Source organism: Streptomyces sp. AC550_RSS872 (assembly GCF_019049285.1).
GTDB lineage: Bacteria > Actinomycetota > Actinomycetes > Streptomycetales > Streptomycetaceae > Streptomyces.
The window spans coordinates 60,353-79,323 of sequence record NZ_JAGMUL010000092.1; the positions used below are offsets into that span (position 1 = coordinate 60,353).

Genomic DNA, 18,971 nt, shown 5'->3' on the forward strand with positions numbered 1-18,971 from the left:
AAGACCAGCGTCAAGGCGCCGGTCCACCACCGGTTCCTGCGTCGAGTCGCGGCGTCATGACCGATCCATGGGCCGGGCACGCCGTGCTGCCCGTCGTGCTCAGCCGTCCCGCCGAAGGCACTCATTTCAGTGGCTCTCCCGGTTGCCGCCCTGCCGCATGGCGGGCCTGGGAGTTCGCCAACGAATGGCGTGGGTCGGCAGCGCGGTCGATCGCCGTCCCAATCGCGGCGATACGGTCGGCGAGCAGGCCGAGCGCGGCGACTGCCCGGGACAGGGGCGCGTCCTCGGGACCACCGAGGGCTAGAGAGCGGACGTAGGCCGCTTTCACCTCCGCCCACCTCGACGCCTGTTCCGCCGTCAGCGTGCCCCGCAGCTCGGCCAGCTTGAGCAGGTTTGCCTCGGCGCCGGTGGTCAGAGTCTGTGCCTCGGCCGTGTAGTGGTCGTCGATCAGCGCGGCGAGCTCGGTGTCGTTCATGACGGGCTGTATACGCTGGACGATCTTGTTCATGTTGCGGTAGGAGCCCTGCAGTTGGAAGGGCGGTTCCGTGCGGGTCGCGTCCGACTGGGCCGCCGATGCGATGTAGGCCGCGTTCACCGCCAGAACCGTCCGTCGGGCGGTGAGCAGGTGGCGCAGGACGGCCAGGATCCGCTCCAGCTCGGTGGGGGCGTACGGGTGGGTGAGGCGGTCGGCGCGGGACGCCCCGTCGCCTTCCGCCAGGCGGATGAGGAGGTCCAGGTCGGTGCGCTCGCGGCCGGCCATGGGAGCGAGCACCGGGTTCGACGTCAGGGCGTTCTCGATGAAGCTGAGCGCGAAGGCGTCCTCCTTGCCCGTCAGGACGTCGCCGAGGTTCCAGACGTCGGCTCGGTTGGCGAGCATGTCGGGCACGCGGAAGCGGCTGCCGGACTCGGTGTAGGGGTTGCCTGCCATGCATACGGCGAACCGCTTGCCGCGCAGATCGTAGGTGCGCGGCTCGCCGTCCCGCACACCCTCGATACGACGTGTGGCGTCGCACAGCGGGATGAACTTCTGCAGCAGCTCCGGGGAGGTGTGCTGGATGTCGTCCAGGTACAGGAGGGTGTTGTTGCCCGTCTCCAGCGCGAAGTTGATCTTCTCGATCTCCTGCCGGGCGGTGGCGTTCGGCGCCTCAGCCGGATCGAGCGAGGTGACGGCGTGGCCGAGCGCCGGGCCGTTGACCTTCACCAGCATCATGCCGAGCCGGTCGGCGACGTACTCCATGAGGGTCGTCTTGCCGTAGCCGGGCGGGGAGATGAGCAGGAGCAGTCCGCCGGTGTCGGTACGCCTGGACTCGCCCGTGGTGCCGAGCTGCTTGGCGAGGCTGTCGCCGATGAGGGGGAGGTAGACCTCGTCGATGAGCTTGCTCCGCACGAACGCGGACATCACGCGCGGCCGGTACTCGTCCAGGCGGATCCGCGTGCGCTCGGCGGTGACCAGGGCTGTCCGGTGGCGCTGGTACGCACGGTGGGCGGGGGCATCGTGCAGGCGGAAGTGCTTCGTGCGGGCCAGGAGTTCGTCGATGCGCACGGTGAGCTTGCGGCCGGTGATGCGCGGGTGCGTGCCCAGCAGCTCCTCGACGGTCTCGGTCAGTGCCGCGTCGGACTCGTGCCGGACCAGATCCGGGCAGAGCTCGGCGGCCACCGCCTCGGCCAGGTCGCCGGGCGTGATGTCCAGGCCGGTGGAGGAGGCGTACGAGGACAGCCATGTCTCGACGAGTTGCTTGCGGGCAGCCAGGTCGTCGAGCGCGGTGAGGTCGTCGTCGTAGGCGGACGTGCCCACGGTGCGGCGGAACTTGTCGAGCATCGTGCGGGTGCCGGCGCTGATGACGAAGCCGTCAGGTCCGGTGGTCAGCTCCTCGAACAAGTAGGCGGCTGCGCTGCCTGCGTCCTCGCCTCCGATCGCTTCCGCCAGTTCCGCGCGCAGGTCGGCGATGGCGGGCGCGAGGCCGAAGGTGTCTCTCGCCCGGGCCAGCGACACCGCACGCCGCGTCCAGCTGTCGCGCGCCTCGGGCGACGTCCCATGCGCCCAGAACAGCTGGGCAGCGGCCCGGGCGACGGGCTCGTGGCGGAGCAGTCCCGCCGCGTCGTGCAGGCGCAGGAGCGCGGTGAGGATCGCCGTCGCGTCATGGTCGTGGACGCCGCGCTCGTAACCCTCGTCGTACGCCGTCTCGGCTGCCTGCCGCACGAAGGCGGGCAGGTCGGCCTCCGCAAGGGCCTCGGGACCGTGTTCGTCCAGCAGGCGGGCGGCGAGATGCTCGGCCCGGTAGACCTCGGGCGACTCCGACGGCAGGGGGCGGTCCCAGTACCGGCGAGTGGCGGTGAAGTCGGCGTCGGTGACCGGGGAGCGGTAGTCGGTGCCGGTCACCGCGAAGGCCAGGCCGTCGCCGTGGGGAACGAGGGTGAGATCGAGGGGCTGGGTGTTCACGGCGAAGCGGTGGTGGCCCAGGCGTAGGGCGCGGCCGTCGTCGGAGTACAGCTCGGTGCGGTCACGCAGGGCGCGAAGTGCCTCTTGCCGGGCTGCCTTGAGGCGTCCGTCCAGTTCCTCGGCCCGCACCTGGTCGCCGAGGTCGCGCAGTTCGTCGGCGATACGACGGACCTTGGCGGGCATCGGGTCGGAGGTGAAGTAGGTGGTGACCGCGTCCGCGTCCGTCAGGGTCGCGGCCCGGCGGGCCACGGTGGCGAGGACGCGGGTCGCGGAGTCGGCCAGGCGTTCGGCTTGACGGGCACGGGCGTCGGCGAGGGTCTGCTTGCGGGCGGAGAACGCCTCGTGCACCTCGTCACGCTTGTCCGCGAGGGTGTCGAGGAAGTCGTCGAACTCTGCGAACCGGGATTCGAGGTTCTCCACCTGGACCAGGAGGCGGGAGAGCTGTTCGTCGCACGCGTCAGGACTGTCGGCCGCGGCGAGGGCCCCGGCGACGGCCTGGCCCAGCAGCGCGAGCTCGGCGGCGAACCCGGCCCGGCTCTCCTGGTCGAGGAGAGAACGACGGCGGGTTTCGAGGACGGCGCGAGCCCGGTTGACTCCGCCGAGGACCTCGGCGACGCGCTCCAGTACGGACGTACGGACCGTGGCGTCACCGATGTCGAGCCCGGCAACCACCTCGGTCACCACGCCCATCCCTTCGGCCAGCTCGTCTAGGCGGGCCATCACGGGCCCGGTCTCTGCGACGGTGGCGATGGCCTCGGCGTCCTCGATGAGCCGCTCGACGTCCTCGTGGTGGCCGGCGAAGGCGTCCTCGCGTGCCAGGTGGGCGATGGCCCGCTGCCCGAACGCGGCCAGCTCGGCCTCGGTGCCGGAGGCGAGCTCGTCGATGCGGTCGCGGTCCGCGTACCGCGTCTCCTTGAGGGTCAGCAGGTGCCCCTGCGCCTGGCGGAGCTCCGTCAGCCCGGTCACCCACGCGGCGGCTCCGCGCGGCGCCTCACCGCGTAGCCGCCGTACGACGACGGCGATCCGCGCGGCGGCTTCGTCGAGCGCGTCGGTGGCCTGCCGGGTGAGGGCCTGCACGGTCTCGAACTCGGCCAGGACCTGCTCCGCCGTGGCCATCACCTGCGCCAACGGGGTCTGGAGACCGCCGAGTTCGGGGTCGGCCAACCAGTGGTGGGTGTCCGCCACCCGGACGCAGGCGGCCACCAGCGCCTCGTACACCTCGCTGGTGGGGGTCGTCTCGGCGACGGCCCCGGTGATGGACAGGCAGTCGGAGATGCCCCGCACCAGGTCGGCGTTGCCGACGCGGGCCAGTGGGCCGGTGCCGACGGGCTGGGCGGCAGCGTGGGTGTCCGAGACGTACGGGGAGTTCCACAGCTGTGCGGGGTGGACCCGCCGTGGTTCGTCGCTCTCGGCACGCAGGACCACGAGCGCGCCGTCGTCGAGGAGTGCCCAGCCATGGCAGGACAGCGGGGCGGCCATCTCCTTGCGGATCGTGTTGTACGGCAGGAGCAGGCTGCGGCCCTCGGCGCTCGCGTGGAAGGCGTAGAGCACGTCCTCGCCGTTCGGGGAGCGGATTTCCCGCTCGAACTCCAGCTCCGCCGTGTCGATTTCGTACGTCTTGTGGGCCCCGGAGGCCAGGCAGTAGCCGCCGGGGAAGACGATGCCCTGATCGTCCGGCAGGCGGCGGCAGGCCCTGCCGATGTCGTCGAGGCGGACGACGGCCCTGGTGAGGGTGTTGTACACCAGGTGGCGGTCGGTGGCCTCCTTGTAGGGGCGCACGCGCAGCAGGATCAGGGCGCCCACGCGCGCGTGGGCGATGTCCGCGTCCGCGAGGGACTGGAGCGGCTCGTCGACCGGCTCGCTGTAAATGCCCTCAGCGGTCTCGGTGTCGTCCGCGGTCTTGACGGTGAAAGTGCCGCCGACCGTGGAGACGAACACCTCGCCATCGACAGAGACATGAGGATGGCGGCCGAGGACGTGGTCGTCGCGGGTGGCCGGCGTCCAGTCGACCTCGTGGGAGGGCGGCAGGACGTGGTCACGGTCGCCGCGTGCGTCCAGGAACGTGGCCCGGCCGTCGCCGGACAGGGACCAGCGCAGGACGCGGATGTCGTCCGTCTTCTCGCCGGTCTGGAAGACGGCGAGCACCTTGTCCTCGACGAGGCGCAGTCGCAGGAGACGGGCCTGGCGGTAGTAGCGGTGCAGAGCCGCGAACTCCCGTACGAAGGAGGAGTCGTCGAGCAGGCCGGGCACGGCGTCGTCGGGCAGCCGCCCGAAGGTACGGTCGTGCAGGGTCAGGACCTCGCCCACGCCGGTGTCCGCCTCGCGGCTCGGGACAGCGTTGTAGCCGAAGAGCAGCACGTCCCCCACGGCGACGATGTCCCGGGGCACCACGGCGCCGTCGGTACGCAGCCGCTCCGTACGGGCGAGTTCCAGCCGCATCGAGCCGAACTCCTCGCCCCGGCGGGCGTTGAGCGCCTCGGTGCGGCGGGCGAGCTCGGCGGCCTGCGCGGTGAGTCGGTCACGCAGCACCTCGTACGTGCCCGTGTCCAGTGGCTCGTACGTGCCGGTGTCCAGGCCGGTCGTCATGGATTCCCTCTCAGGAGGTCGAAGGAACACGGTCCGGAGCCGCCGTCCCCTGTGCGGCGGCTCCGGACCGGGGGCGGGCGGGTCAGGCGTGGACGGCCTTGCCGTTGAGAGCGGTGAGCGGCTTGTCCGCGAGACCCAGCTCGCCGGCCTTGTCGAGCAACTGCTGGAGCTGCCCGGAGTCGGCCCCGCCGGTCCGCATCAGCTTCATCAGCAGCGCCGATACGGTCAGGTTCTGCACGTCGGCCGTGGAGACCGAGCCGAGGACGCGGCTCAGGTCGTCGGTGAAGCTGGCGCTGCCGTCCAGCCAGGGCCCGGCCAGTGCCTGCGCGGTCTCGGAGTGCTGGACGAAGCTGTCGATGCCCTTGCCGAGCGCGATCGAGGACACCAGCCGGTCGAGGAAGACCGAGTCACCGCCGACGATGTTGATGTCGGCGTTCTCCAGTCCGGTGGCGAGCACGGTGGCCTGCGCCTCGGCGACCTGACGCTGTACGTCCAGGCCCGCGAGCCGGATGTCCTTCTCGGCTTCCAGGCGCAGCCGGTACTCCTCGTGGCCACGGGACGCGTCGTCAAGGGCGGCCATCGCCGCCGCCTTCTCGGTCAGCCCGGCCGCCTCGGCCTTGAGCTTCTCGCCGATGCCCTCGGCCTCGGCGAGGGCCCGCGCCTTGGTGCCCTCGGCCTCGGCCCTCATCCGGGCCTGCGTCGCCTCGGCGTCCGCACGGCCGGCCTTCTCGATGACCTCGGCCTCCTTGTCGCGGACCTGGACCGCCGCGAGCCCTTCCGCAGCGGCCTCGGCCTGGACGCCCTCGGCGAGGCGGAGCTTGGCGCGGGCGTCGAGGTCGGCCGTCTTCAACCGGGCCTCGGCAAGGGTCAGTTCCTCGGACGCGCGGTGCGTGGCGGCCTGCTCGGCGGCCTCGGCGGCCTTGATGTCCTTGACCAGCTTCTCCTGCGCCTCCGCCTCGGCGGCGATGATCACGGCCTGCCGCCCGCGCTCCGCCTCCTCCACGGCGCGCAGCCGCTTGATGGACTCCTCCTGCTCGGCGACCGTACGGTCCACCGCGACCCGCTCGCGGATGACCTCGGCGATGTCCCGCTTCTCCGCCTCGACCTCCTTCTCGGCGGCGATCCGGGTCAGCTGCGTCTCCCGCTCCCGGGCGATGACTTCGAGGAGACGGTCCTTCTCGATGCGCTCGTTCTCGACGGCGATGACCCGCTCGCGGTTCTTCGCGGCGACGGCGACCTCGCGGGCCTGGTTCTCCCGCTGCACGCCGAGCTTCTCCTCGGTGGCCAGGAACGCGGCCTGTGCCCGCAGCCGCTCCTCCTCCACCACCCGCGCCGTCTCGGCCTCCTCCCGGGCCCGTACGGTCGCGATCTCCCGCCTCTGCTTGATCTCCGCGTCGGTCTGCCGCCGCTCCAGCTCCAGGATGGCCTCGCGGGCGTCGACGTTCTGCCGGGTGATCTCCTTCTCCTCGGTGCGCTGGGCCTCGTTGGTGCGCACGTGCTCCAGGGCCGTCAGTTCGGTGATCTTGCGGATGCCCTGGGCGTCGAGGACGTTGGCCGGGTCGAGCTGGGTCAGCGGCGTCTGCTCCAGGTAGTCGATCGCCGCGTCCTCCAGGTGGTAGCCGTTGAGGTCGACGCCGATGACCTCGATGATCCGGTACCGCAGCTCGTCGCGCTTGGTGTACAGGTCGGTGAAGTCCAGTTGCTTGCCGACGGTCTTCAGCGCCTCGGAGAACTTCGCGTGGAACAGCTCCTGCAGCGTGTCCCGGTCACTGGCCCGCGCGGTGCCGACGGCCTGGGCGACCTTGATGACGTCCTCCACGGTCTTGTTGACCTTCACGAAGAACGTGATCCGGATGTCGGCGCGTATGTTGTCCTGGCAGATCAGCCCGTCCTTGCCGGTCCGCGTGATCTCGATGGCCTTCACCGAGATGTCCATCACCTCGGCCTTGTGCAGCACCGGCAGCACGACCTGCCCGGTGAAGGTCACATCGACCTTGCGCAGCTTGGAGACGATCAGCGCCTTGCCCTGCTCCACCTTCCGGAACAGCTGGGAGACGACGAGGACGGCGAGCCCGGCGACGACGATGAGCACGCCGACGCCCAGAGTGATGGCATTCATTGCATACGTCCTTAGGGCATAAGGAAGGTGAGGCGTAAGGGAGTTGAAGCGTGAAGAAGGAGGGCGGGGCCGCGGCCCGGTGGCACCGTGCGTCAGGCCGCGTGGTCCATGTGAGCCCGACCTCGGTCGCGGTCCCGGCCCTCTGCCCGGCCGAGGCCGGACAGACCGGGTTCATCGGGGAAGAGACGGTGTAGGCGCCGTACGAACCGGCGAGTCATCCGCCATGCGGCGAGCAGCGCAAGGACCGGCACGACCATGCGCAGGAGTCCGGTGGCGGGTCCCGGCGAGGTGAACGCGACCAGGACGAGAGTCCCGCCGACACTCAGGGACCAGGCCAGAACGGTCAGCGAGGAAAGGGCGATCGCCACCGGTACCCCGCCCATGCCCCACGCGCGAAGATCGAGGTCCGCATCGAAGCTGTGGGTGCTGGTGAGGCGCACGGCAACCAGGATCCAGAAGCACAGCACCACGACGAGGGCGGCGGTCAGCAGGATCGTGGGCAGACCGGTGGCGACCGCCAGAAACGTCCGCATCAGGTGGTCCCCCTTTCCGGCCCCTTCCGGCCACAGTGCTCGTCCACCGTGTCTTCGGTGGCGTATCGCGTGCTCCGGTGCCGGACACCTGCCGGTGTCCGGCACCGGAATCCCCCGTAGTGCTCCCCGCAGGTCATGGTGCACGGCACTCCCCCGCCCGCGCATTGCCGGTTCCCGGCAGCATTCATTAGGGTCTGCGTGCCGGTAGACCGCTAAGAAACCGTCACCGGCGCGTTAAGAACCCGGGGGGCGACGTGACGGAACGGGAGATTCCCGAGCAGTATCTGGAGGGCTGTGCCCAGATTCTGGCCGAGGTCGCGGCCACGGGGCGGCGCCTCACCCGGGAGGAACTCACCTCCCGCCGGGAGCTCGGCGAGCAGGCCGCGGACGCCGGCCACGGACTGCGCGCCCTGGTCAGCGCCCATCTGACCGCCGCCCGCGCGGCGTGGCCGACCACTCCCGGCACAACCGACTCGGCCCTGGCCGCCCTGCACCAGGTCATAGACGCCTTCTCGGAGGGCTACGAACGCGCCCAACGCCACGCCGTACGTCAGGAGGAGGCCGCCCGCCGGGAGTTCATCGACGACCTTCTCTACGGCCGTAGCGACCTGGGGCGCCTCGCCGAACGCGCCGAACGCTTCGGCCTGCGCCTCTCACACGCCCACGCCGTGGCCGTCGCCGAAGGGCCCACCGCCTACGACGAGGGCGACCCGGTCCCCCGCCAGGTGGAACGCGCCCTCATCTCCCGCTTCGCCGACCGCAGCATCCTGCTCACCACGAAGGACGGCCGGCTCCTTTGCATCGCCCCCGGCCACCAGGACGAGGTACTCGCGTTCTTCGCCAAGCAGGCCCACGCGGCCACGGAAGGGGGCCGCGTCGCCATCGGGCGAGCCCAGCCAGGCCCCGGTGGAGTCGTCCACTCGTACGAAGAGGCACTGAACGCCTTGGAACTGGCCGAGCGCCTGGAACTGGAGGACCCGGTCCTGCGCGCTGCCGACCTGCTCGTGTACCCCGTCCTGACCCGCGACCGGCAGGCCATGGCCGATCTCGTGGTGAGCAGCCTCGGTCCGCTGACGACGGCTCGTGGTGGCGCCGGGCTCCTGCTCGGCACTCTCACCGCCTACTTCGATTCGGGCTGCGTGGCCGCCGAGGCCGCCCGCCGTCTCTCACTCAGCGTGCGCGCCCTGACCTACCGGCTGGAACGCATCCACAAGCTCACCGGAGCGAATCCGGCTGATCCGGCGCACCGTTACATGCTCCAGACCGCGGTGATCGGTGCCCGGCTGCTGGACTGGCCCGCAAAGGACCTCTGAGGCGCAGCACTCGGGAGTGAGGGGTGGGTGCCTCACAACGGTCCCTGGCGACAACCGTTTTGGGCTCAGCCGCCGGACGTCTGCCCCCGGCGCTGCATCTGTGGCGACTTCGCAGCCTCGGCCTCCGCCTTGGCGTCGCTCACCGCGGCGGCGGCCTGTTTCTCGGCCTCGTCAGCAGCGGCCGCAGCGTCGCGCGAAGCCGTCCAGCCCGCATCGAGCTCTGGAGTGCGGCCTTCGTCCGACGCATCGTCGCCGTCGGCCGCGCCCGCTTCCTCAGGTGGCGCAGTTGTGTGCACACCCGCCGTCGACTGATCACCGAACGCGCGGGTGACGGTCCGAACGGCCTCGGTCAGCTCCCCTGGGATCACCCAGAACGTGTTGTTGTCGCTGCTCGCCAAGTGCGGCAGCGTCTCGAGGTACTTGTAGGCCAGGATCTTCGGGTCGGCGTTGTTGCGATGGACGGCCTGGAAGACCAGCTCCACCGCCTTCGCCTCACCGTCCGCTCGCAAGATCATGGCCTGCTGCGTACCCTGCGCCTCCAGGATGTCCTTCTGCTTCGTGCCCTCCGCAGTGAGGATCTTGGCCTGCCGCTCCCCTTCGGCGTGCAGGATGGCCGCGCGCTTGTCACGTTCGGCCCGCATCTGCTTCTCCATCGCCTCCTTGATCGTGTGCGGTGGATCGATGGCCTTGATCTCGACACGGTTGACCCGGATGCCCCACTTGCCGGTGGCGTCGTCGAGGACGGCGCGGAGCCGGGAGTTGATCTCCTCGCGCGAGGTGAGGGTCTCCTCCAGGTCCATGCTGCCGATGACGTTCCGGAGCGTGGTCACGGTGAGCTGATCGATCGCCTGGAGGTAGTCGGCGACCTCGTAGGCCGCCGCCCGCGGGTCGGTGATCTGGTAGTAGAGCACGGTGTCGATGTTCACCACGAGGTTGTCCTCGGTGATCACCGGCCTGGGGTCGGACGAATAGACCTGCTCGCGCACGTCGAGTTTGGTGTTGATGCGGTCCGCCACCGGCACGACCAGATTCAGGCCGGGTTGCAGCGTCCGGCGGTACCGGCCGAAGCGCTCGACGTTGTAGCGGCGCGCCTGAGGGACGATCCGCACGCTGGCGGCCACGAGGAAGACGACGACGATGGCCGCCACAAGAGTGAGGATGACAACTGGATCCACAGTGCCTCCGTTGCTATGTGTTCAGCCGTTTCATGGAAGGAGTTCGCGGGGGTAGACGATGGCCGTGGCGCCGTCGATCTCCATGACATCCACCAGCGCTCCCACCGGGATCACCAGGCTTTCGTCGAAGGCGCGGGCGGACCACTCCTCGCCGGAGAGTTTGATCAGGCCGCGGGTAGCGGTGACTTCCTGCATGACCTCGGCCCGCTTGCCGATCAGCGCGTCACTGCCCTCGTATGTGACGGGTTGCTGTGCCATGTGGCGCAGCGCGACAGGACGGACGATGAGGAAGCCCGCTGCCGCTGCCGCGCCCAGGGCCAGGAGCTGGCCGAGAAGGCCGACGCCCACACCGGCGACCACGGCTGCAACCAGCGCGGCGCCCGCCAGCAACCCGAAGACCAGCGTCAGAGTGAAGAACTCCGCAGCACCCAGCGCCGCGGCGGCGAACAGCCATACGAACCACGGCATCGAATCGCCCTCCTCATGGGGCCTTGTCCACCAAGCTACTCCCGAGTCGCCGGGCGGAATAGATACGGCAGCGGTGGTTCTTGATCGTTGAACGCCTACCCGGCGGACGGACATACAGCGTTAGCCAGCGGTGCGAACCCGCTCTCTCAGGACCGCCTCTGCATCACATAAGTGCAGGTCAACGCCATACGACCGCCCACGCTCCGACGCTTACCAATCTGAGAGCGCGAGTCCGGTTCTCGTCACCCGCTCCATGCCGGACGCCACGGCAAAGACGTAGACCTGGGCGGCCACCGGCCGGGGGTTCAGACGGCGAGTGCAAGCACCGTGGCCCTCCGCCGGCACCGTCAATAGTCCATGTGCGGGCGCAACGGACACTTTGGCTCGGCCCGAGACACGACGCGGTCCTGTCGGTGCAGGGGGCGTGCGCGCTTATGGCTCTGCTACCGACGGCGCTCGTGCCCATAGCGTGCCTGCAAGTGGGCGGTTCGTAAGGCGATGTCCGTTTCTGGTTGAGGCTGAGCAAGGTCGCGGGTGGGGGTTGTGTCGGCTACCGCCACGGCATCGTCATCGTCAGTGTGAGAAGCCCACCGTGACCCGCGGCCACATCCCAGCGGCGGGGGCCACCCTCCTTCCGCGCAGCCGGCGCCGCGACCGAGGCCCGGCGCGCCAAGGCTCAGCGCCATCGGGTTCCTGTGCTGGTGCCGGGGCATCGACCAACTCGGCACCGAGCGTTCAGCCCTCTTCCTCGGCCTCATTCCCCTGTCCGCCGCGGCAACCGCCCCCCCCTGGTCGGCACCGGACATCTCAGCATCGCGCAACTCATCGGCTGCCTCTTGGGCGCCGGCGGCATTGCCCTCGGCATGAGTCGCACGCAGGGATCGCATGATCCTGCGTCGCACCAGGGACCGGGCTGACAGGCCGCGTCAGTCCGTGCCCGGTCTCAGCCGATCCGCCATGAGCATCGGGCTCTTGTTACCTGCGCGTTCTTCGCCGACTCCTATGGATCTGAGGAGCACTCTCAGAGGCCATCCGCAGGAAGGCGAAGCGCGCTGTCGTACGGGCCGGGCGGGAGCCTGACCGCCTGCTTGATCACTCTACGTTGTCAGATGCGGAAATCCAGCCCTCGAGAACAGCCCCTGGGGCTATGGAGGGGATGGAGGATCAGATCGGCCCGCTCGGCCTGGTCCTCAACTCCGTGGTGCTGTTCAACAGCCGCTACATGGGCGCCCGTCACCCAGCTCCGTACCGAGGGCTTTGACGTCCGCGACCAGGACGTGGCCCGCCTGTCCCCGTTCGTGCGGCACTACGTCAACATGCTCGGCCGGTACTCGTTCCTGCTGCCTGAAATACCTGGCGGCCTGCGGTCCCTGCGCGGTCCGTCGTCGACGCCGGGTGACCGCGGGATCGGGCCGGCACCCGGACGCGGCACCCGGGTGGCGGCTGGCGTGATCAGTGCGGTTGGCTGTCCGCGCCGGGTTTCTCGGGGGCCGGGTGGTCGGGGAAAAGCGGCAGGATCTGCTGCAGGATCAGCCGGCAGGGGGTCAGGGACTGGTCGGCGCGGGCGAGCACCATGGAGCCTTCCAGGGCGCCGAGCAGGAGCATGGCCAGGCTGCGGGCGTCTTCGGCGGGTGTGATCCCGTAGTGCTCCAGGGTCTCGGCCAGGGACGCCACCAAGGTCCGGTAGGCGTCCCGGCACGCGGCGGCGAGCGCGTCGGAGCCGGGCACGGAGTCCAGGGTCACGGTGGTGATCGGGAGTCCTTCGCTGAACCCGGTCTCCATCAGGTGGCGTGAGCAGTGGTCGGCCATCGCCGAGACCCAGGCCCGCGCGGTCGGGTGGGAGGCGCGGGTGGCCTCGATGTGGCGTACGGAGTTGACCGCCGCGAGATGGACGGCCTCGACCGCGATCTCCTCCTTGCCCCCAGGGAACAGGTAGTAGACCGATCCGCGGGGCGCGTCGGCCTCCTCGACGATCTGGGCCAGCCCGGTCCCCCGGTAGCCCTGTCGGCACAGCAGCCGGTGGGCGCTGGCAAGGATCTTCTCGCGCGAGTCGGACTTCGGCCTGGCCATGCAGATAAGTATAAGGAGCCCCATAGCTATACTGAACCCTATAGCTATACCAAGTTGTATAACTATGCAGGTCTACATACTTTCCGGGAGTGCAGCATGACCACCGTCTTCGTCACCGGCGGCTCGGGATTCGTCGGAGGCCGCTTGATCGCCCGCCTCATCGCGGACGGCCACACCGTCCGCGCCTTGGCCCGCAGCGAAACCTCGGCCAAAGCCATACAGGCTCTGGGCGCCACCCCTGTCCGGGCCGACCTCTCCAGCCCCGAGACCCTGCGCGCCGCCGCAGCAGGGGCCGAACTCGCCTTCCACGCGGCTGCGCGCACCGGCGGCGGCAGCCGCGCGCAGTTCTGGGCGGACAACGTCACCGGCACCGCCAACGTGATCCGAGCAACCCGCGAGGCCGGCGTGCGCCGCCTCGTCCACGTCGGCACCGAGGCGGCCCTCATGAACGGCCAGCCACTGGTCCGCGTGGACGAGACGGCACCGCTGCGGCCCGATTCCCGCGCCTCCTACTCCGCTTCCAAGGCCGCCGCCGAGCAGCTGGTCCGCGACGCCGACGGCTCCGGAATGGAGACCGTCGTCCTGCGCCCACGCTTCGTGTGGGGCGCGGGAGACACCACCTTGCTGCCCCGGCTGAAGGACATGGTGGAGTCCGGCCACTTCTCCTGGATCGGGGGCGGCCGGCACCTCACCGACACCACCCACATCGACAACACGGTGGAGGGGCTTGTCCTGGCCGCCGAGCGCGGCCGGCCCGGCGAGGCGTACTTCGTCACCGACGGTGAACCCGTCGTCTTCCGCGACTTCCTCACCGAGCTGCTCGCCACCCAGCACGTCACCGTCCCGGACCGCTCCCTTCCCTACGGCGTCGCGCGCGCCATCGCCGGCACCGCCGAGGCCTTGTGGCGAACTCTGCACCTCAAGGGCGAACCTCCCCTGGGCTACATGGGCGTTTGGCTCTCCGGTCTGGAATGCACGATCGACACGGCCAAGGCCCGCACCGAACTCGGCTACCGGCCCGTCACGACACAGCAGCAAGGGCCTCGCCAATATGCGCACCCCCACCCACTGAACCTGGCACGCCCCCACATCCGGCCCCGCGCCCTGACACCGAAGCCAAGGGAACACCAATGCCGAAGACGACGAACCCCGCCACGCACTGGACTGCAGCCGACATACCCGACCTCACTGGCCAGACCTGGCTGATCACCGGTGCGACCAACGGACTGGGACTGTCCACCGCCCGCGAGGCACACGCCAAGGGTGCCCGCCTGATCCTCGCCGTCCGCGACACCACTCGAGGCGAACAGCTGACCCGCGAACTGAGCGGCGCCGACGTCCTGCAACTCGACCTCGCCTCACTCGACAGCGTCCGCGAAGCCGCGGCGCAGGTCAGCAACATCGACGTCCTCATCAACAATGCGGGCACTTCCCCCCAGCAGCGCACTGAGTGGGCGGTTCATGAGGTGATGTCCGTTTCTGGTTGAGGCTGAGCAAGGTCGCGGGTGGGGGTTGTGTCGGCTATTGCTTCCTGGCGAAGTTGCCGGTGTCGGCTTCGGTGAGGATGCCGAGTTTGACCAGGCGTTTCAGCTTGGCGCGGGTGCCTTCGACGTTTTTCGGCAGCAGTTCGTGGCCGAGGGCTTCGCAGACGTCCTTGGCCCGTAGCGGCCCGGCCGTCTGGTTGAAGGCGGCGAGGATGCGGGGGTAGTCCGAGTGCTCGGGCAGCTCCGGCGCGACGGCCGGGAGCCGGTCGGCGAGGCCGGTGACGGTCTTGCAGGTGATCGCGAGGTGCGCCAAGTGGGTCTCGGCCTCCCGCAACCGTGTCTGCAGGCCGTCGATCTGGGTGCGCGGAGGTCGTCGACCAGGGCCCGGGCGGCGTCTGCCTGGAGGTCCAGGGCGTCGAGCAGAGGCTGGATGTTCACGCTGCCACCGCCTGCGCCTCGCGCCAGGTGGGGGCGTTCGCGCCGGTGAGGCGTCGGGTCATGACGTGAGTCATCGCCCAGTAAACACGGGAGGCGGAGGAGGCGGGGCGGTGCTCGCAGTCGCGGACCAGGCGCCGGTGCAGTATCAGGATCCCGTAGGTCTGCTCGACCCTCCACCGCTTCGGCTGCGGCACGAACCCCTTGACCTGCGGGTTGCGTGCGACGATCTCGACGTCGATGCCCAGGCCGGCGCCGTGCAGCCCGGTGAACGGGGCTATCCAGGAAGGCTCCGACGCCGTGATCACACCAGTCACGCCAAGAGCTTTCCACGCAGCGGTGGTTGGCCTCTGGAGCGCTCATGGACGTTGGTGCGCCTGCCTCCTCACATGGTGACGGCGCGCCGCTGCCGCCAGTAGGGCGGCACCTGCAAAGCCGACCAGGAGGGTTCCCCACTCAGGCACGTGGGCTGCCCGCAGAAGGCCGGCGACACCGAAACTTGTATCCCACCCGGCCTCTGTGATGGCGGAGCCGAACCCCTGGATGGCCAGGATGGCTCCGAACAGCCAGAGCAGCCCCTGGCCTGAGCTGTTGTCCGACTTCTTGAGCTGCTTCCCCATGACGGGCGTCCTCTCCGATGTGCGCACATCGTTTTCGATGCGGTCGCATCACATCGTGCAGTGCCGCAGGATATGATGCAAGTGCATCGGAAAACAGGAGGAGCTGAGCGTGCCCAGGCAGGTCGACTACGAGGACCGGCGCCGCCGGATCGCCGAGGCGGTCTGCACTCTGATCGCGCGTTCCGGCATGGAAGCCGTCAGCCTCCGCGATGTCGCGGCTCAGGCGGACGTGTCCATGGGCGCCGTCCAGCGGTGCTTCCGCACCAAAGAGGACATGCTGCTCTTCGCGCTGGAGCACGTCTCCCAACACGTCAGCGAACGCGCCAACCAGCGCATCGCCACAGCCTCCGCCCCTCAGGCCGCATCCACTCTGCTGTCACACACCCTGGCCGAACTCGCCTTGCTGAATGACGAATCGAAGACGCAGGCGCACGTCTGGCTGGCCTTCGTCACCCACGCACCGGCCAGCGAAAAACTAGCCGCCGTCCTGCACGACACCTATGCCAAGCTCCATGACCTCATCGCATGGCTCATCCGCTATGGCCAGGACACCCAGGAAATCCCACAGCACCTCGACCCCACCCGCGAGGCGCACACCCTCCTCGCTGTGGCTGATGGCCTCACGGTCCACGTCCTAGCAGGCCACCACTCTCCGGAGATGGCGCTGGCCATCCTTCAACGCCACATCGACCACCTGCTGCAAAGAGCATCCAGCCACGGATGACGCGCCCAGCCCCAATGTGTTGTGCACCGCACGCTTCTGACGCCCACAGCCTGCTCGGGGCTGGTCAGCAGATACGGGACTTCCCAATGTTGATGTCAAGCAGATGTCGCGACGGGAAGTGAAGCGTGGTAGCACTCTCTGTCACGGATCATCGCCCACAAAACGTTGACACGTCGGCGTGCGAGGGCAAGGAGGGCCTGTTTGTGCCCCTTCCCTTCGTTCCGCTTCCGCTGGTAGTACGCCTTGGAGGCAGCGCAGGACTTGAGACTGGCCATCGCCGACAAGTACATGGTCCGAAGCAGACCGCGGTGGTAGCGGCGGGGCCTGCGCAGGTTGCCGCTGACCCGGCCGGAGTCACGCGGCTGCGAAGCCGGCCAGTCGGTCCGCACTGCCGAAGGCGGCCAGGTCCCCGCCAGTTGCGGCGATGAACTCGGCACCAAGCCGTGCGCCCATACCGGGCAGACTGCGGATCACCTCGGCGTATGGATGTTCGTGAAACCTCGCCTCGATGAGGGCATCAAGCTCCACGATTTCCTCTTCGAGGGCCATCACTGCCTTCGCCAGGCGGACCACCATGGCGGCCGCCAGATGCTCGCCGGGCAACGCGGTGTGCTGGGCCTGCGCTGCCTCCACGGCAGTTCGAGCCAGTGCGGCGGCACCTTTGACCTTGCGGTTCTTCAACCAGGTCTCGATCCGTTTCGCGCCTGTGCGACGGATGGCTGCCGGAGTCTGGTATCCCGTCAGGAGCATGATCGGACCCTTGTTTGTCAGGTCCAGTGTCCGCTCCAACGCAGGGAAGATCTCCAGCAATTGCGCCCGTAGGCGGTTGATCTGGCGAGTGCGGTCGAAGACGAGATCCAGGCGCCGGGTCGTCAGAGCGCGAAGGTCAGTGGCAATCTCGTCGCCGGGCGTCAGCAGCCCCAGATCACGGCGGACGCGCGCCTGGTCGGCGATGACGAAGGCGTCCTTCGCGTCCGTTTTTCCCTCGCCCCGGTAAGTGGCCGAGGCCCGATGGACTGCCAGGCCGGTGAGATAGGCAACGGGCTGGCCGTGGACTGTGAGCAGGCCGATCAGCAGGGCGGCACCACCATGGTTGAGGTCGACGGCCCACAGCACATCGTCGAATAACGCCAGCACATCGCCGATCAGCGCCAGCAGCTCAGTCTCGTCGTTGAGGGTCCGGCGGGACAGCAGCCGCTCACCCTCCGCGTTAATCACCACGCAGTGGTGATGTGTCTTGCCGATGTCTACACCGGCCCAGATCTCGGGCACGGCCACCTCCGCCAGCTCGTCGTGCATCGATCCCGCAGACGACCTCGCCGGCGTTGTCCTACAGCAGCGATCGAGTCGCGTCTCCCAATTGGCGGTCGAGTCGTCGCGGAGCTCCGGGCGGCCAAGTCCCGTAAGCCATCCAACGGCTCAGCCTTTACAGCCATACCCGAAGCCCCCGGGCCCTCCGATCGTACGAGTGATCGGATCAGGCCCACGTCTTGAAAGGTAGGACAGCCCTTAGTCGTGCTGGTGGGGCCGTCGGCGGTGTCTGGGCCCGTCTCGATCACCGCGGAGCGGGCCTGGTCGTACTTCAGATACTGCTGCTCGATGTGCTTGGCGGCCGGGGCGTTCGCGACGATGATCTGTTGGGCCACCCGGAAGGCGTGGGTGATGCCGTCGCGCAGGTTCATGACGATCAGCTCGCACATGATCTTGCGGAACTCGTAGGGGCTGTCGCCCGCCTTCGCGCTGGCCTCGTCGCAGATGCCGGCCAGCCAGTGGGCGGTGTCGGGCGGGTAGCGGTCGAAGACGTGCGGTGCGTTGTCACCGGGGATGTCGTTGTTCATGCAGTCGTGCTCTCTACGAGGCGCAGGCCGCCGGGCGTGCGCGCGTTGGTGATGGTGGCAGCCCACTGGGCTACGTCGTCGGCGAGATAGGTGACCAGCCGAAGGAGGTCGTTGTCGGCGTTGGTGGCGACCTTGTCGCCGGGGTACCAGTCGGTGACGAAGGCGTTGAAGCGGCCGATTGCCCGGGCGAAGTCCTGTCGCCACTCGGCCAGCAGGAGTTCGTCACTCGGCCGGTTTCCGCCCAGGACCTGGACGAGCTCGCGGAACACGGCCTCCCCCGGCTCGGTGTCCGGCGCCTCAGTGCCCGGGTCGTGCTGGGCGGCTTCGTGCGCGGCGGCCTGGAGCAGGTCGGGGTCCGAGCGCAGCACGGCGCGAGCCAGTTCTGGGCGCTGTACGAGGTAGGCGGCAGCAACGGCGCGGGTGGCGTCCTCATCGGCTTTCACCGCGCCGAGGATCGCCTCGCGGACGTCAGGCTGGCAGGCTTCGAACTGGTGGACCGCGGTGACGACTGCCTTGCGTTCAGCCTGGGCACCGGGGCGTCGGCTGGGCGGGATCGCCTTGCGGACGGCCTTGAGGTAGTCGGCCTCGGTGACTTCGAGGATGTCGTCCTGCTCGGCCAGTGACATCAGGCCAAGCAGGACGCCGACCTTCTCCTCGAACTGCTCTTGGTCGAAGGCACCGTGTTCGCTGCTGAGGGCGACCTGGTACATCGTGGTGAACGAGACGTACACCTTGGAGTCCAGGACGAGCTGGCGCTGCTGCGGCTTCCACCGGTACCCCAGCAGGCGGCACTTGCGCAGAGTGTTCGGCGACAGCTTGAGCCGTGAGTGAGTACATCGAGCTGCGCCTCTGTTGCGTGGCGGGATCCAGCCTTGGCCGGAGCCCCGAACTTCGCCAGGAGCCAGTCTCCTACCGCGAAGCGCGCGGCCCGGAACTCCCGGCCCGTGGTTGACCCACGGGTGACGATGCGTTCGATCTCCTCGAACTCGGACGGTGTACAGCCGGCTTCGTCTGCGGCCTGGGGTTCGGTCCAAACGACGTGGACGGCGTGGTCATCCTCATGCCCTCCGGGTAGGGAGGCCGCCCGCACCGGACAGCCGGGCACGGAGAGTAGTCACGACTGAACTCTACTCACGGCATCCTGCGCGAGAGGCATCAACTCCGCG

Annotated in this window: 14 protein-coding genes and 3 pseudogenes; 5 read left to right on the forward strand and 12 right to left on the reverse strand. The window is 69.0% G+C overall.

Annotation, left to right across the window (positions count from 1 at the left end; translation table 11 throughout):
* Positions 1-121: 121 nt before the first annotated feature.
* The 3 genes from KUM44_RS29985 to KUM44_RS29995 form a co-directional block, all read right to left on the reverse strand.
* Positions 122-5,026 carry a DNA repair ATPase gene (locus KUM44_RS29985; RefSeq protein ID WP_217212906.1) on the reverse strand — a complete coding sequence of 1,635 codons (4,905 nt, stop codon included), beginning with the start codon at positions 5,024-5,026 and terminating at the stop codon, positions 122-124.
* Between the two features lie 82 nt (positions 5,027-5,108).
* On the reverse strand, positions 5,109-7,145 hold the full coding sequence (locus KUM44_RS29990; protein ID WP_217212907.1) for a flotillin family protein: 2,037 nt from the start codon (positions 7,143-7,145) through the stop codon (positions 5,109-5,111).
* 92 nt (positions 7,146-7,237) lie between these two features.
* Positions 7,238-7,678 carry a hypothetical protein gene (locus tag KUM44_RS29995; RefSeq protein WP_217212908.1) on the reverse strand — a complete coding sequence of 147 codons (441 nt, stop codon included), beginning with the start codon at positions 7,676-7,678 and terminating at the stop codon, positions 7,238-7,240.
* Between the two features lie 254 nt (positions 7,679-7,932).
* On the opposite strand from KUM44_RS29995, the gene KUM44_RS30000 reads away from it, so the two are divergent.
* Positions 7,933-8,991: a CdaR family transcriptional regulator gene (locus tag KUM44_RS30000; RefSeq protein ID WP_217212909.1), complete on the forward strand. Its 1,059-nt coding sequence runs from the start codon at positions 7,933-7,935 to the stop codon at positions 8,989-8,991.
* A 65-nt stretch (positions 8,992-9,056) separates the two neighbouring features.
* Here the strand turns inward: KUM44_RS30000 and KUM44_RS30005 are convergent, their stop codons facing one another.
* Both KUM44_RS30005 and KUM44_RS30010 read right to left on the reverse strand, forming a co-directional pair.
* Positions 9,057-10,166 carry an SPFH domain-containing protein gene (locus KUM44_RS30005; RefSeq protein WP_217212910.1) on the reverse strand — a complete coding sequence of 370 codons (1,110 nt, stop codon included), beginning with the start codon at positions 10,164-10,166 and terminating at the stop codon, positions 9,057-9,059.
* 30 nt (positions 10,167-10,196) lie between these two features.
* On the reverse strand, positions 10,197-10,634 hold the full coding sequence (locus KUM44_RS30010) for an NfeD family protein (protein ID WP_217212911.1): 438 nt from the start codon (positions 10,632-10,634) through the stop codon (positions 10,197-10,199).
* Between the two features lie 1,150 nt (positions 10,635-11,784).
* Here KUM44_RS30010 and KUM44_RS30015 point away from each other — a divergent pair.
* Positions 11,785-12,025: pseudogene (locus KUM44_RS30015) on the forward strand (Tn3 family transposase); the annotation flags it as partial.
* Positions 12,026-12,086: 61 nt separating this feature from the next.
* On the opposite strand, the gene KUM44_RS30020 reads toward KUM44_RS30015, so the two are convergent.
* Positions 12,087-12,704 (reverse strand): TetR/AcrR family transcriptional regulator, encoded by a 618-nt coding sequence (locus KUM44_RS30020; protein ID WP_217212912.1) that lies wholly within the window; start codon positions 12,702-12,704, stop codon positions 12,087-12,089.
* A 96-nt stretch (positions 12,705-12,800) separates the two neighbouring features.
* Between KUM44_RS30020 and KUM44_RS30025 the strand changes: the two genes are divergently transcribed.
* The gene (locus KUM44_RS30025; RefSeq protein ID WP_217212913.1) at positions 12,801-13,910 is read left to right on the forward strand and encodes an NAD(P)-dependent oxidoreductase; all 1,110 of its coding nucleotides are present in this window, start codon (positions 12,801-12,803) and stop codon (positions 13,908-13,910) included.
* Positions 13,835-14,191 carry an SDR family NAD(P)-dependent oxidoreductase gene (locus tag KUM44_RS30030; protein WP_217212914.1) on the forward strand — a complete coding sequence of 119 codons (357 nt, stop codon included), beginning with the start codon at positions 13,835-13,837 and terminating at the stop codon, positions 14,189-14,191. Before KUM44_RS30025 ends, KUM44_RS30030 begins: the two co-directional genes overlap by 76 nt.
* A gap of 34 nt (positions 14,192-14,225) precedes the next feature.
* On the opposite strand, the gene KUM44_RS30035 is transcribed toward KUM44_RS30030, so the two are convergent.
* The 3 genes and pseudogenes from KUM44_RS30035 to KUM44_RS30045 all read right to left on the reverse strand — a co-directional run bounded on the left by KUM44_RS30035 (position 14,226) and on the right by KUM44_RS30045 (position 15,243).
* Positions 14,226-14,501: a hypothetical protein gene (locus KUM44_RS30035; protein ID WP_254390311.1), complete on the reverse strand. Its 276-nt coding sequence runs from the start codon at positions 14,499-14,501 to the stop codon at positions 14,226-14,228.
* Positions 14,502-14,622: 121 nt separating this feature from the next.
* Positions 14,623-14,886: pseudogene (locus KUM44_RS30040) on the reverse strand (IS5/IS1182 family transposase); the annotation flags it as partial.
* Between the two features lie 96 nt (positions 14,887-14,982).
* The gene (locus KUM44_RS30045; protein ID WP_217212915.1) at positions 14,983-15,243 is read right to left on the reverse strand and encodes a hypothetical protein; all 261 of its coding nucleotides are present in this window, start codon (positions 15,241-15,243) and stop codon (positions 14,983-14,985) included.
* A gap of 109 nt (positions 15,244-15,352) precedes the next feature.
* Here KUM44_RS30045 and KUM44_RS30050 point away from each other — a divergent pair, with 109 nt between their 5' ends.
* Positions 15,353-15,967: a TetR/AcrR family transcriptional regulator gene (locus KUM44_RS30050; RefSeq protein ID WP_217212916.1), complete on the forward strand. Its 615-nt coding sequence runs from the start codon at positions 15,353-15,355 to the stop codon at positions 15,965-15,967.
* Between the two features lie 95 nt (positions 15,968-16,062).
* Here the strand turns inward: KUM44_RS30050 and KUM44_RS30055 are convergent.
* The 3 genes and pseudogenes from KUM44_RS30055 to KUM44_RS30065 all read right to left on the reverse strand — a co-directional run bounded on the left by KUM44_RS30055 (position 16,063) and on the right by KUM44_RS30065 (position 18,536).
* Positions 16,063-17,245: pseudogene (locus KUM44_RS30055) on the reverse strand (IS110 family transposase).
* Positions 17,215-17,805, reverse strand: a complete 591-nt coding sequence (locus tag KUM44_RS30060) for a hypothetical protein (protein WP_217212917.1) — start codon at positions 17,803-17,805, stop codon at positions 17,215-17,217. Before KUM44_RS30060 ends, KUM44_RS30055 begins: the two are co-directional and overlap by 31 nt.
* Entirely contained in the window at positions 17,802-18,536 is a 735-nt protein-coding gene (locus KUM44_RS30065; protein ID WP_217212918.1) for a hypothetical protein, read from the reverse strand. The genes KUM44_RS30060 and KUM44_RS30065 overlap by 4 nt, the downstream gene beginning before the upstream one ends.
* Positions 18,537-18,971 lie beyond the last annotated feature (435 nt).

Coding starts and splice junctions, on each gene's coding strand:
- KUM44_RS29985 (WP_217212906.1), bottom strand. CDS start 5,026: ATGACGACCGGCCTGGACACCGGCACGTACGAGCCACTGGACACGGGC.
- KUM44_RS29990 (WP_217212907.1), bottom strand. CDS start 7,145: ATGAATGCCATCACTCTGGGCGTCGGCGTGCTCATCGTCGTCGCCGGG.
- KUM44_RS29995 (WP_217212908.1), bottom strand. CDS start 7,678: ATGCGGACGTTTCTGGCGGTCGCCACCGGTCTGCCCACGATCCTGCTG.
- KUM44_RS30010 (WP_217212911.1), bottom strand. CDS start 10,634: ATGCCGTGGTTCGTATGGCTGTTCGCCGCCGCGGCGCTGGGTGCTGCG.
- KUM44_RS30020 (WP_217212912.1), bottom strand. CDS start 12,704: ATGGCCAGGCCGAAGTCCGACTCGCGCGAGAAGATCCTTGCCAGCGCC.
- KUM44_RS30025 (WP_217212913.1), top strand. CDS start 12,801: ATGACCACCGTCTTCGTCACCGGCGGCTCGGGATTCGTCGGAGGCCGC.
- KUM44_RS30030 (WP_217212914.1), top strand. CDS start 13,835: ATGCCGAAGACGACGAACCCCGCCACGCACTGGACTGCAGCCGACATA.
- KUM44_RS30045 (WP_217212915.1), bottom strand. CDS start 15,243: ATGGGGAAGCAGCTCAAGAAGTCGGACAACAGCTCAGGCCAGGGGCTG.
- KUM44_RS30060 (WP_217212917.1), bottom strand. CDS start 17,805: ATGAACAACGACATCCCCGGTGACAACGCACCGCACGTCTTCGACCGC.